The sequence below is a fragment of the Phormidium sp. FACHB-592 genome (assembly GCF_014695795.1).
Taxonomy (GTDB): domain Bacteria; phylum Cyanobacteriota; class Cyanobacteriia; order Leptolyngbyales; family Leptolyngbyaceae; genus Stenomitos.
The window spans coordinates 121,947-134,467 of sequence record NZ_JACJOZ010000034.1 but is presented as its reverse complement, the minus strand read 5'-3'; the positions used below and the strand labels follow the sequence as shown (position 1 = coordinate 134,467).

The following is a 12,521-nucleotide window of genomic DNA, read 5'->3' as shown; positions in this document are numbered from 1 at the left end:
GCTGTGTAGGGCTACAACAAATCTTACTCATCTTGAGGACACTCGTTCCAGAGGCTAGTAGTCTGACGCAAGCTCAAGAAATTGCCGTTGCCTAAGATAAGGTGATCGAGCAAAGGAATACCTAGAAAATCGGCACCCGAAAGTAATTGGCGTGTGAGGACAATATCTTCGTTGCTGGGTTCCACGTTGCCAGAGGGATGATTATGCGCCACGATGACTCGTGTTGCGCCCTGTTTGAGAACAGCGCGAAAAATGTCGCGCGGGTGGGCAAGGGTTTCTGTGGCAGTGCCGATCGTGATGACCTGCGTTCCCAGTAAGCGATGTTTAACATCCAGCATTAAGATGGCAAAGCGTTCTTGAGGCTGCCACATGAGATCTTGGCTTAGGGCAGCAGCGGCAATGGAAGGATCATCGACGATCGTGTATTCGGCGGGACGTGATTGAAACACACGCTTGCCCAACTCGATTGCTGCCAGGATGGTCGCTGCCTTAGCTTCACCAACGCCTGAAATGGCAGTTAATTCTGGAATGCTGACCTCTCGTAAAGCACAGAGTGGGTCGTGCTGATGCTTGCCAACAAATTGCAGGATGTATTGTCCTAAGCCAACCGCAGAGAGTTTGCCGGGTCCCTGCCCCGTAGCAAGAAGAATAGCCAACAGTTCAGCCGTAGCAAGATGTTTTGCTCCGTAGGCAACCAGGCGTTCGCGTGGACGCTCGCTCGCAGGCATATCTGCGACCTTCAAACAGTAAGTCATGCACCCAGCATTCATTGCAAAGAGACGATTGTTTAGTTATGCCCACCCAACGGTCTGTATTTGACAAGGGCAGAGGAAAGAATAGTCATGAAAAAATCGCCTCAGAGGTTAAACTCTAAGGCGATCGCCGAATAATTCAGTTAATTAATCCGGTTAAGAAACTAAGTACAACACACTAAGCTTCGTAGGTCGGTGTGCCGCTAAACTTCAGCTTGGCAGGTTCAGGATTGCTGCCAATGTTGCGTGCATTGCTGTTAACCTGTGGGCGACCGGGGTTAACCTTCTCTGGGAAAACACCGTCTTTGGGATGCAGATACTCAAGGTCACCGTTGGGGTAAACCCGATAGATTTTGTAGTCTGAAATCTTAAACTTTGCGCGCAGTTGCTGACCGCCAAGAGCCATGCACTGCTCTTTGCGAGCCATATAAAGTAGGTTTTCACCTTGCTTCATTACGGCTGCACCGCCCGTTGGCATTTCAAAGACTTGCTCTTTAGGGCTTGTCCAGGTAATCGCGTATTTTTCTTCAACAAGGGCTTTTGTTAGCAGTCCGCCTGTGCTACCGCCAAAGATAGGGGCTTGTCCAGAAAGAGTTTCTGCCATTTGGATGTCTCTCTCGATATTTTACAAAATCGTATCACTGAGTTTGTCATGCTCTGAAACGTCTGGCGGTAACTGTAACAGTTGTTAGCATTTGGGGAGGAGTTGAGGTATCGCTGAAGCAAGGAATCGTTAGCCTCATTCTGTCAGTTACTTCTCACACGGGAGATTTTGCTTCTCCCCGTTTTAGTTTGAGTGCGCTTTTCGTCTGGTTCACTACGGACGATCGGAAGGGTGAAATGAAACTGGCTGCCCCGGTCTTTGCCTGCGGATTCTGCCCAGATGCGTCCGCCAAGCCCCGTTATGATTTGCCGACAGATAGCAAGCCCCAAGCCAGTGCCGCCTGTGGTACGACGTAAAGCGCCTTCTTCTTGATAGAAGCGATCGAACACAGTTTCGAGGCGGTTGGGTTCGATGCCACGTCCGGTATCAGCAACCGTCACTTCGAGCATTTGCCTGCCATTAGCATGGGCTTGAATCATAATGCGCCCCTGCGGTCCTGTGAATTTACAGGCGTTGTCTAGCAGTTTGGAGAAAACTTCGACCAGCCATTCGCCATCAGTTTTCAAAAGCGGAAGGTCGGGTGGCACCTGCGCGGTAATTTCAGGCAGATCGCTTTGGCGTTGACGAGTGCGGATGCTGCTTAGAGCAAGGTCTACACATTCTTGTAGCGGTAGGGCTTCGAGATGCCACTGCACGCGCCCGCTTTCAAGCTGCGACAAGGTAAGAAAGTCTTGCACTAGCTTTCGCATCCGTTCTGTATCAGTTAGGGCAGACTGAAGCATTACCTGGCGCAGTTCTGGAGGCATATCCGGTTCGGTAGAGAGGCTCTCCAGGCAAATCTGAATAGTGGATAGAGGGGTGCGAAGTTCGTGCCCAGTAATGGCAATGAGGTTGCTACGAGTCAGGTCGAGTGCTTCAAGCTGTTGGTTCAGGTCTTCCAGGTTCGCATACGCTTCTGCCTGAATGAGGGCAACGCCAATTTGAGCCGCGATCGCGTCTACTAACCCCAGTTCTGCGTCTGTCCATTCATGGAGTGTGCCACCACAGGTATGCAGTTCGACCATGCCCAGCAGTCGATTTTGATGCATTACGGGCACCATCAACCAGGATTCAATTGTCCAGCGCTGCACGACTGATTCAGACTGAGAGCCTGTAGCGAGCGATCGGGTTGGCAGCACGACACGCTCATCTTCTAAGACCCAGGGATTTGCCTGAGCATCGGCAACGTACACTCGCTCCTTTCGCTGTACGACTTCTTGAAACAAAGGATTATCTTGCAAAGCCCAGCGTTGACCCAAAAGTGAACCAGACGCTGCACCTAAGTACTCGTGCTGGATCACAACATGAGTATCAGTCTCTTTGCAGCGGTAGATGAGGCAGCGACAGATTCGCAAAGCCTGCCCTAGTTCTCGCACAGCGACAGTGAAAATTTCTTCGGGATCAAGTGATCGTCGGATGGCAGTAGTGATGGAATTAACTAGACGCTCTTTACGTTCTTTGGCAGCGATCGAGCGATAAGCCTTCAGTAGCTTGTACTGTCCGGCTTGCAGGTACGTGACCAGACGCTCGGCAAACGGTTCCGGATCGGCATCATTAGAACCAGTCTGTTGCTCAATCTGGAGCTGTGCTTTCGCCTGAGCAAGCTTTGCCCCTAATTCTGGGCGATAGGGCAATATCCGATCAAGTAGCAAATTTGCGGCGATACAAACGGTCTGGCGATCAAACGTCCAGATGCCTTCAAACCGTCTCGCTTGATCAGTGGCAACCGGCATCGTTGCATCGGCAGTGGCAACGGGAACCTGCTTTTCGCGACAAATTAGACAGGCAGCATAGCGAGGACCAACGACAACCAGATGCCATTCTTGCGCCAGGGCATCCGTAGGGACAAAGGCGATCGTTTCGTACTGGTCGGAACGGCTGGTAAAATCAGTTTCGGGTGCTGCCAGCACATAGACTTGCTCTGCCCGCTCTGAAATGCGTAAGTAGCGGTGCGCCTCTTGGCGGTAAAAGCGTTCGCGCTGGAAGCTAGCAATCACCAGTGAACAATCAACACCCGCCAGCACCTGATCTTCCATTGCATGAGAAAGGGCGGTCAGGGATGACTTGAAGTAAAGCTGGGGTCTGAGGTCAGGTAGGGCTTGCAGCAGATCTTCCAGGACGGAAGTAGGGTTGCTCATCGAGGTTAACTCTACTCGTTGATGCGGAGAACAGTCCCCAGCAATTGGAGGTCTTAACACTGATAGTACATTGCTTCAGGCTGACCAGGGTTGTTTCAACGCACCGATTGATCAGGTTTTAGCTAGATGCCTTTAGCTTATCAAGTAACTACGCTCACTATATCGTCTCATTACCTGCCAGCGATCGCCCAATTTTGACCAGATGGTTCCGTCTGTTTATCTCAGTTATTTCACAACCCTGTACTGGCTTTAATCGCCATAGGTCAAACCAGAAGCCTAAAACGCTATTCTAGCTAGGACGGAGAAAGGCTAAAACAGTGCGTCATCCTATTGATATTTTGATCTTGTCGAATGGACCGGGAGAGTTAGCAACCTGGGTCAAGCCGATGGTGCAGGCATTACGCCAGCAATTAGGTGACGATCGCGGCCAGGTCCGGCTTTCGGTTGTCCTCTCGCCCTGCGCGAATGCCAGTGGGCAAGAAGCCGCGATCGCCCGTCGCTATCCCGAAGTCGATCGGGTGCAGGAGGCAGAGCATTTCTTTCCTTTTCTGCTGTGGGGCAAAACGGCTGAAGCTTGGGACTGGCGCTCGCACGGTGTTGTCCTCTTTCTTGGCGGCGACCAGTTTTTTCCCGTTGTCATTAGCAGACGGCTGGGCTACCGTAGCGTTATTTATGCTGAGTGGGAAGCCCGCTGGTATCGCTGGATCGATCGTTTCGGTGTCATGCGCGAAGACATTCGCAGCCGCGTACCGCAGAAGTACGCCCATAAATTCACTGTGGTCGGTGATTTGATGGCAGAAGCGGGGCGATCAGAGGACGGGGAGAACAGAGCAGGAGAAGGTAGGGAGGCAGAGGAAGTGGGGGCGAAGAGCGAAGAGACTGCCTCACCCCACTGCCAAGCGGAAGCAAACTACATCCCTCATCCCTCCGCCTTGATCGGTCTTCTTCCTGGCTCCAAACCGACAAAGCTTGCGCTGGGAGTACCGCTTTGTCTGGCGGTTGCAGAACAGGTTGCTGCCGTTCGACCAGGTACGCGGTTTGTGATTCCCGTTGCGCCCAGCCTGACGCTAACCACTCTCGCAATGTATGCTAACTCTAAGGAGAATGCTGCAATCAATGAACTGGGCTGGGCTGCGGCTGAGTTAGTGTTGCCGACACTTCCTGACGAGCGTCCGTTTCTCAAAACTGCTGCTGGGCTGCGGGTCGAGCTATGGACAGAAGCTCCCGCTTATAAGTTGCTTTCGCAATGTAGCCTGTGCCTGACAACGGTCGGCGCAAACACCGCTGAATTAGGCGCGTTGGCAGTGCCAATGCTGGTGCTGATACCACTTCAGCAGATTGATCGCATTCGCACCTGGGACGGGATACCGGGTCTACTAGCAAACTTACCGGGCATAGGGGGACGAGTTGCTGCCATGATGACGCGTCTGGCGTTAAGACGGTTAGGGCGGTTGGCATGGCCTAACATTTGGGCAAACGCCGAAATTGTGCCAGAACTGGCTGGCGACTTACAAACAGACGCAATTACCGCGATCGTCCTGGACTTGCTTGATCACCCAGAAAAGCTGAAGGAGATGCAAACTAACCTCCGTCATGTTCGTGGTCAAGGAGGCGCAGCCGCAAAGTTGGCACGAGTCGTAGTAGAAACGTTAGCAAACGATGAGGCAATTGAAGCTTGACGCTTTTGGCTGGTGCTGTTTGAAGAAATCAAGCTTTACTTGAAACTTGAAAAACGTCTAAGCTTCGACTGCTCAAACCCCACTACTGCCGTACATACAACGTATAGTCTCGTCGTACGCCTGGTGTCCCAGAGCCAATCCAAACTTTGTACGTGCCCGCCTGCCAGTCAGTATCCGCAAGGCTGGCATCCTTCCCAGCTTTGGAATCATCACTGCAACGCACGCTCCCCTGCGGACCCTGAACGACCAGCGTAGTGTCGCTGCCGCCACTATTGACACGCAACCTCAAACTGGAGACGTTTTGTTGCAGAGTCAGAATGTGGTCTGGGGTTGGGTCGCCAAAGCCACGGCATCTGTTGTTGTTGCGATCGCGATTGCTAATAATTGCAGGCAGCGAAGTCGTTCCTCCCGTAGTACCCGTTAATGACCCTGACTGCTTCTCAGCGCTCAAGGTGAGACTGCCAAAATTGGCTTGTCCAAAGGCTGGTAATGCACTCAAAACTGCCAGTGAGACTAGCCAAACACTCCATTGCAAGCGACGTGCCATATCCTCTTCCCCTTTTCGTAATGGATGTTGTGTGTGACCTGATGCAGCACTTTCAATCTGCGATCGCTCATGCGACCCTATTACCATCATCGCTCGCGTATCGTGACGACGACGAATTGCTTTCACATCAGCATTCATGACAGCCGCCTCAACGCTGAGGTAAATGGTCGGCTCAATTAGATAGGGGGTTTAATCTAGACCAAAACTCACATTAGCTCAGACACGGCTGCTTGTTTCAATTGACTCTGCTTGGAGAGCGAAGTTCCCTCAGTTTTACATGGCGAGACTGGTAGCTAGTGCGGAATGAAAGTTTGCAGGAAGGAATGAGAGCAGGCGTTTTGGTAAAGGTATAGCAGTATAAATGCGATCGGCTTCATCCCGTCTTGTTGCATTTTTTAGAGTAGGCTCACTGGCGCTTCATCACTGCTTCAAAAGAAACGGAAAAGCCACAACATTACTTTAAGGTTTCCTCACTTTTATGGCTGTGTTGCGCTTGAAGGATGCCATAGAATGTAATTAACAAGCGTAAGCTGCTCTACTCTCAAAACGTCACGTTACCAGGTAATTAGTTGAAGGGTTGCTCCATTAAGGTCAACACCCCTATCTCTACCAGAGCGTGTTCAGCATCTATCATTGGTTCCGGCATACGCCACAAGCAATTACTTTGTGGCATAGGATTGAATTAAGAGAAAGGTCAATGATGGTAATGCCTGCGTTTTTTACGAGTGCGCCGTTGCTGGCTGCATTGATGCCAGTGCTTTCAGGGCTTCAGCAGTATGAGAGATGAAATCTTAGACCGACAGCCAGAACTCGTGGAGTATGTTGGCAGTCGTGATATTCTGACTCAACTGAACAGTGGTCAATTGTTAATGGTCAATAGCCGCAGACGTAACGGTTTGATCATTTACAAGCGGTTTCATGCTGAGTTTGCCGGACCGGGAGCAGCGATTGGCAGTTTCTTCGATATTGATTGCCAGCGTGCGGTTGCAGTCGGTGATCTCTCCCTTGTCTATCCAGAGACGCAGGAAGAACGTCAAAATGCTTATAAGATTCGACGGCAGTGGATTCGCTTAACTCAGCAATTGACTGATAACCCGGTGCCGTTGCAACGGGCGCAAATGATTTTGAACCAATTTGAGAACTACTTTGGTGCTGAGATGGTGGCGGAGTTGCCTGATGAGGCATTTGCCTTGCTAGTTGGTGTGCTGCCACAAACCATCAGGATGATGCGACGAAGCACTGACAATCTTGAGCTTAGAGTCAAGCTTTAACAAACATTGCTGCTTTTGATCTAAATATCAACTACAGTGAGCCGCTACCCAAGTAATAGAGCGAGCAGTCGAAGGTATCGTTTTTTTCGCTAACGCAAAATTAATTTTTCGGGCTAGTTAACTTGCAATTACAGTTAGCTAGCCCTTATTGCCCTTCTGTCTCAAGTAAAGCGATCGCTCATGCCTAGGCTGGATAAATTCGCAGACGGCGATTGGGTTCATCACCAAAACTGCGAGACTTCAGGTGGTAGTGTTCAACTAACTCATGCTGCATTTTGCGAACAATCGCAGAGCGGGGTAAAAGCTCCACAGGCTGCCCTTTAGGAATAACGATTTGTTCAACAGCAAGTCTTGCTTCTTCCAGTGCTTCGATTTCGTCGTCACTGCCACTGCTGGAGAATAGGCTAAGGTCTGCAATCTCAGGCGTACCAGAGTCATCAATATCCAGCATTCGTCGCAAACCGTGAGCAATTTGAGGAATGGTGCTGGCTTTGATGGTATGGATTGGCACCTGACGCGCCTTGGCAATATGACGCAGCTTGGAATGATTTTTGACATGCGATCGTAACGCCAAAACAGCATCTGCATGGTCAATATCTTTGGTCAATACCACAGGTAGACTCAGCGTACGAATTACCTGGTCAAGCTGATGGCGGCTGACTGCGTACGGGTAGACGTGCAGCATATCCTCACCATTCGGACCCACGCGCTGCCCCAGCCCTGTCTCACCAAAAGTTGCAGCAGCTTCGGTATCCAGCACCTCATGCAGAAAGGTAGCGTTGCTGCCAAAGTGATCTTGCAGCGATTCGTCCAGCATCTGTTCAAATTGCTGCTCATCTGGCGACAATTCTGACAGTGCCCTAGACGGCGGGCGCATCTGCCCAGACGATCGCCAGCCACGGCTTTGCACTCCACCCAGCCGCCCAGAGCTACTCATGAAAGCAGAGCGATCGCTAACATCACTTTGGCTACCCAGTGGATTAAGGGTAGTGCGAGCGGGTGTCAGACCACTACGGGTTGATCGCCGTCCCGGAGCATCTGACTCTGCACTCGACAGCTCATGGGTAATAATCACTTTTCCAGTTTCGCTTAGTGCACGTACCTGTGGATTAGGCTGGCGACCCCGCAGCAGGCTATCCACAGTTTCAGCTACCTGTTCATGCACAACCCAGCGCTGCCGCTCCAGCATTTCCACCGCGATGTCAAAGGTCGGTGGGGCTTTGCGCTCCAACACACTTTTTTGACTACCACGGCGGCGGGCTTCTTCATCACCTAACGTCACCGACTGGATGCCACCAACCAGATCTGAAAGCGTCGGGTTTTTGATCAAGTTCTCCAACCGATTACCGTGGGCAGTACCAACCAGTTGCACGCCACGTTCGGCAATCGTACGGGCTGCTAGTGCTTCCAACTCAGTACCGATTTCATCAATCACAATCACTTCCGGCATATGGTTTTCCACTGCCTCAATCATGACCTGATGTTGTAGTTCGGGACGCGCAACCTGCATCCGACGCGCTCGACCGATCGCAGGGTGGGGCACATCACCATCGCCAGCAATTTCGTTTGAGGTGTCAATAATGACAACGCGCTTCTCTAGATCATCTGCTAGTACACGGGCTATTTCTCTCAGCGCAGTAGTTTTACCCACACCTGGACGACCCAGCATGAGAATCGATCGCCCACTTTCAACCAGATCACGAATCATGCCGATCGTACCAAAGATGGCACGCCCTACCCGGCAAGTCAGACCAATAACTTCACCTCGACGGTTGCGAATAGCGCTAATGCGATGCAATGTTCGTTCGATACCTGCCCGATTATCGCCACCAAAGTCACCCACTTTAGTGATGCACTCATTCAGGTCTGCCTGCGAAACCAATGTTTCAGATAAGTATTCTGCTAGACCAGGAAAGCGTGCTTCTGGACGGCGACCAATATCTAAAACGACTTCAACTAACGTCTCTTTCTGAGGATGCTGCTCCAGGGAAAGGCGAATCGCATCGGGCAAGATTTCTAGCAGCTTTGTTAAGTCATCTGTAATTTGCATACCAACACGGTTAGAAGCATCGGCAGAAGCGGATGTATCGGCAACGTTGTGCTGGTCCAATGAAGGTAGTGACGGTTGTAGCTTACTACCAGAACCGTCAGAAGACCCATCAGAAGAATGAATGCCGTTAGGGTTTACCATTTGCTTACTAAAGGGAAAGAACAAGCGCAGCGGACAGAAGAGGTGGATAGTGGCTAACTCAAACGCGCTGTCAAAGGTTTAAGCGCATAAGCTGGCTGTCGTTAAAAGTTTTTAGTTGAGAGACAAGTGAGTGTGCCAATGTCACTGCCTGCCAGAGCAAAGCAGGCGCTTCCTCTAAATGCATCGGCAGTGTTCGTCCTTGATGCTTTATCAAAACGTTGTGGGACTCAGGAGAGTCTAACAACGGGGTGCCAACCATCGCAGCGCATTCTGAGTCATCCGCCTCTAGCCCGATCGCATCAAGCTGATTGAGGATCGGCGTGAGTAACGTACGAGCATAGCTACCATACGCAACTCCTGAAATATAGGAAGACCGCTGCCTGCTGGAGTGAGTCTCCAGTGGCTCCCTAGCAACAACTGCTGCCATTGCTGAAAGGCTCGGCGATGGTTGCAGCAATCCCAGCGCTTTAAGTTTCGGTACTGTATAGTGGTTAGTGCCCCCTGCTAACTGAATGGAACCTGGCAAGTTAGCCGCCAGAACTTTTTGACCCAGTTTGACTGCTGCCCTAGTAGTACCTATACCAATATCGCCACTCATGGGACGACCATCCAACTGCCAAACCAACGGGCAGGGTAGGGGCGAAATCAAGTTGTACAGTGCTCGTAAATAGTCAATTAGACCGTCACCATCAGGACAACTGATGGCAATCAGCTTTAGATCACTGACCCAAGGCACGATCGCCTCCCACAGCCGTCGAAACGCATCCAGCCGTCCGATTTGTGTATGAATCTCGATCGCATCTACACCTGCTTGCAAGACAAGCGGCACGATTACCGCTGGCGTAGAGCCATATGAATGCGTTGAAATATGCTGTATGGGGCAGACTGGCAAACAGCGGCCACACCCGTAGCAGCGATCGCTCACCACGCCAGCGATCGGTTCAAGCACAGCAACACTTCCCTCAAAAGTATTGCCTTGTGCAAGAATTTCGCCTAGTGGGCTAGCACCTGTTGGTGCAGTATGGAACACGATCGCTTGCGCTGGGCAGATCGACTCACAGGGTCGTTTGCAGTCTGGTGGACAGGTAGCAGCATCAAAGTCAGCCTTGCGAAAATGAGGATCTTCGCCGTCATTCAGGCTCACCATAAGCCAAGGCAAACTACGCATAGGGAAGCGCTTATCACCCTTAGTAGCGGCGAGGTCAGCAGCAAGCTTTAATGCCGTCTTTGCAGTCAAAATTACAGCCGGGTCAGCGGCGACATCAATACAATCCGCTCCGGCTAGCGTATACGCCAGTACCAGGCTTCGGATGGCTGGAAGGTGTTGAAAACTGGCTCCGCAAATGAGTTTAAACCAGTGTCCTTCTCTTAAAGATTGCAGAGGGTAGTACAGATCAGTCACCCCTACATCCTAGTACCCTGTACTAAAAAATACGAGGTATCTATAGAACTCTTTTCATCAACCGAGGTGATTCTACGCCGAAAGTAACGCCTTTGTCAGTGGTGCCCAACGGAATGCGCGATCACCGCCCAGTTCTACTACCACTTTCAAACGCGGTTCAACCTTAGGCAAGGCTACCAAGTATTCCAGCTCTTGGTTGGTCAAAATAGAACCCTCAATAATCCACAGCACTAAGCCTTTAGCAGTTGCTGGCAGTTGCTCAATTTGATAGCTGACGAGCGGTGGAACGTAGTGCGTTTCGCCAACCGCTGGACCTGTACTAGTAGTTTTCTTGCCCAAGTGCGGCGGACGCACACCATGTACGCTTGTTAGATAAGCAGCCAGATCGCCCAAGCCACGAGCTGTAATGCTAAGCGACACATAGCCTGTCGCCCGAATACGTCGTCGATATCGTCCCTCGAAGCCGCCTTCTAAAGGAACATACACACCTAAAGCGCCCTCTGTCTCTAAATCACGAATAAGCTGCTTGCCAGTTGTCAGTAGCGCCATCGATCTTCACTCCACCTAACTGATACGTGCTGAGACGTTGCCCTAACGTTATTTGATCGCCCAAGACCGTCCCTATCAAGAACTGTACCGGAACAGGAACTACTTTGAGCAAGCAAGATACTCACAATCTACAGCCTTAACTATAAAACTGAATGCCACTCTCGACTGCATACCAGTAAGAATATTGAAAAATGGCAGCACAGTTATATAGTTGTAAGGCTATTGGGTGTTACTGAGAGATTCAGTTGAGCGCGCTAGCGCGATCGCTGCCTCAGCAAAGAAGTTTCCAAGAGCACTAGACAATCAGGGAAGAATTGCCTTATAGTTGATAACTGCTGCCGAGTTATGCAAAAAGCATTCCAGGCTAGAGTCTGAAACTGCGATAAGCAGCACTTTAGCACTAACTGGAAAATGACTTCCGCCTTATAGGGATACTGAGTAGCTTGCTACGCAAGTCCTGGTGGAACTAGCTAATAAATGTAGCGCTTGTTAGATGTCATCAGCTTTATCGGCTGATGAAGCGATTGGTGAGGTTCGATTCATCCTGGTGCTATCCAGTCTTTTGGGTTGCATAGTTGATGACGTGACTGAGCTTTAAGAGCAGTTCAAACAAGGAAAGCAGCTTTGAGATTCTAAGCTGTAGAGCCTAAGTTTTAACGTGTAGAAATGGAGTCTAGTCACCGTGTCTGTTGGTATCCTTGGCACAAAACTCGGCATGACCCAAGTGTTTGACGAAGCAGGAAAAGCGATTCCTGTGACGGTCATTCAAGCGGGACCATGCACTATCACGCAAGTGAAAACAGTCCAAACAGATGGCTATTTTGCCGTTCAGGTTGGATACGGTGACGTGTCTCAAAAAGCGCTGACGAAGCCAGAGCTGGGGCATCTTGCAAAATCGGGTGCTTCTCCCGTACGACACCTTCATGAGTATCGTCTTAAGAGTGCAGGCGAATTTGAGTTGGGTCAGCAGTTAAAGGCAGATGCCTTTGAGGTTGGGCAAGTTGTTGATGTCATTGGCACCAGCATCGGTCGTGGGTTTGCAGGCTATCAGAAGCGTCACAACTTTAAGCGCGGACCAATGGCACACGGTTCTAAGAACCATCGTGCTCCAGGTTCTACCGGAGCCGGTACAACACCTGGTCGTGTCTATCCCGGTAAGCGGATGGCTGGACGATTGGGCGGTGGGCAAGTAACCGTTCGCAAGTTGACGGTGGTGCGGGTTGACGTTGAGCGCAATCTCCTGCTGATCAAAGGTGCGCTTCCTGGCAAGCCCGGTGCCTTGCTTAATATCGTCCCAGCGACGATCGTCGGTCGACAGTAGAGCGTTTCGGTTGGAATGCACCTCTACG

10 protein-coding genes are annotated in these 12,521 nt (G+C 50.9%); 3 read left to right on the top strand and 7 right to left on the bottom strand.

What is annotated here, in order from left to right; genetic code table 11:
• Window positions 1–23: 23 nt before the first annotated feature.
• The 3 genes from radC to H6F86_RS09240 form a co-directional block, all read right to left on the bottom strand.
• Window positions 24–755, bottom strand: coding sequence for a DNA repair protein RadC (gene radC, locus H6F86_RS09250; RefSeq protein ID WP_190448308.1), 732 nt, complete (start codon window positions 753–755; stop codon window positions 24–26).
• Between the two features lie 175 nt (window positions 756–930).
• Window positions 931–1,356 (bottom strand): photosystem I reaction center subunit II PsaD, encoded by a 426-nt coding sequence (locus H6F86_RS09245; RefSeq protein ID WP_190448307.1) that lies wholly within the window; start codon window positions 1,354–1,356, stop codon window positions 931–933.
• Window positions 1,357–1,499: 143 nt separating this feature from the next.
• Window positions 1,500–3,533 carry a DICT sensory domain-containing protein gene (locus H6F86_RS09240; RefSeq protein ID WP_190448305.1) on the bottom strand — a complete coding sequence of 678 codons (2,034 nt, stop codon included), beginning with the start codon at window positions 3,531–3,533 and terminating at the stop codon, window positions 1,500–1,502.
• A gap of 317 nt (window positions 3,534–3,850) precedes the next feature.
• On the opposite strand from H6F86_RS09240, the gene H6F86_RS09235 reads away from it, so the two are divergent.
• Window positions 3,851–5,212 carry a lipid-A-disaccharide synthase gene (locus H6F86_RS09235; RefSeq protein WP_190448304.1) on the top strand — a complete coding sequence of 454 codons (1,362 nt, stop codon included), beginning with the start codon at window positions 3,851–3,853 and terminating at the stop codon, window positions 5,210–5,212.
• A gap of 82 nt (window positions 5,213–5,294) precedes the next feature.
• Here H6F86_RS09235 and H6F86_RS09230 read toward each other — a convergent pair whose 3' ends face one another.
• Window positions 5,295–5,897, bottom strand: a complete 603-nt coding sequence (locus H6F86_RS09230; RefSeq protein WP_199322215.1) for a hypothetical protein — start codon at window positions 5,895–5,897, stop codon at window positions 5,295–5,297.
• Between the two features lie 638 nt (window positions 5,898–6,535).
• On the opposite strand from H6F86_RS09230, the gene H6F86_RS09225 reads away from it, so the two are divergent.
• Window positions 6,536–7,030, top strand: a complete 495-nt coding sequence (locus tag H6F86_RS09225; protein WP_190448303.1) for a hypothetical protein — start codon at window positions 6,536–6,538, stop codon at window positions 7,028–7,030.
• A gap of 184 nt (window positions 7,031–7,214) precedes the next feature.
• Here H6F86_RS09225 and H6F86_RS09220 read toward each other — a convergent pair whose 3' ends face one another.
• From H6F86_RS09220 to H6F86_RS09210, 3 genes are all read right to left on the bottom strand, one after another.
• Complete coding sequence (locus H6F86_RS09220) at window positions 7,215–9,080, bottom strand: R3H domain-containing nucleic acid-binding protein (RefSeq protein WP_190448374.1); 1,866 nt, start codon at window positions 9,078–9,080, stop codon at window positions 7,215–7,217.
• A 211-nt stretch (window positions 9,081–9,291) separates the two neighbouring features.
• Window positions 9,292–10,623: an LdpA C-terminal domain-containing domain gene (locus tag H6F86_RS09215; RefSeq protein WP_190448302.1), complete on the bottom strand. Its 1,332-nt coding sequence runs from the start codon at window positions 10,621–10,623 to the stop codon at window positions 9,292–9,294.
• Between the two features lie 72 nt (window positions 10,624–10,695).
• Window positions 10,696–11,172: an NAD(P)H-quinone oxidoreductase subunit N gene (locus H6F86_RS09210; RefSeq protein ID WP_190448301.1), complete on the bottom strand. Its 477-nt coding sequence runs from the start codon at window positions 11,170–11,172 to the stop codon at window positions 10,696–10,698.
• A 682-nt stretch (window positions 11,173–11,854) separates the two neighbouring features.
• Here H6F86_RS09210 and rplC point away from each other — a divergent pair.
• A complete protein-coding gene (gene rplC / locus H6F86_RS09205) occupies window positions 11,855–12,493 on the top strand; it encodes a 50S ribosomal protein L3 (RefSeq protein WP_190448299.1) in 639 nt (212 codons plus the stop codon).
• Window positions 12,494–12,521: the final 28 nt, after the last annotated feature.

What these genes read in the sequence shown, in the direction of transcription:
- radC (WP_190448308.1), bottom strand. Translation starts at nt 755, where the DNA reads ATGACTTACTGTTTGAAGGTCGCAGATATGCCTGCGAGCGAGCGTCCA.
- H6F86_RS09245 (WP_190448307.1), bottom strand. Translation starts at nt 1,356, where the DNA reads ATGGCAGAAACTCTTTCTGGACAAGCCCCTATCTTTGGCGGTAGCACA.
- H6F86_RS09240 (WP_190448305.1), bottom strand. Translation starts at nt 3,533, where the DNA reads ATGAGCAACCCTACTTCCGTCCTGGAAGATCTGCTGCAAGCCCTACCT.
- H6F86_RS09230 (WP_199322215.1), bottom strand. Translation starts at nt 5,897, where the DNA reads ATGAATGCTGATGTGAAAGCAATTCGTCGTCGTCACGATACGCGAGCG.
- H6F86_RS09225 (WP_190448303.1), top strand. Translation starts at nt 6,536, where the DNA reads ATGAGAGATGAAATCTTAGACCGACAGCCAGAACTCGTGGAGTATGTT.
- H6F86_RS09220 (WP_190448374.1), bottom strand. Translation starts at nt 9,080, where the DNA reads ATGCAAATTACAGATGACTTAACAAAGCTGCTAGAAATCTTGCCCGAT.
- H6F86_RS09210 (WP_190448301.1), bottom strand. Translation starts at nt 11,172, where the DNA reads ATGGCGCTACTGACAACTGGCAAGCAGCTTATTCGTGATTTAGAGACA.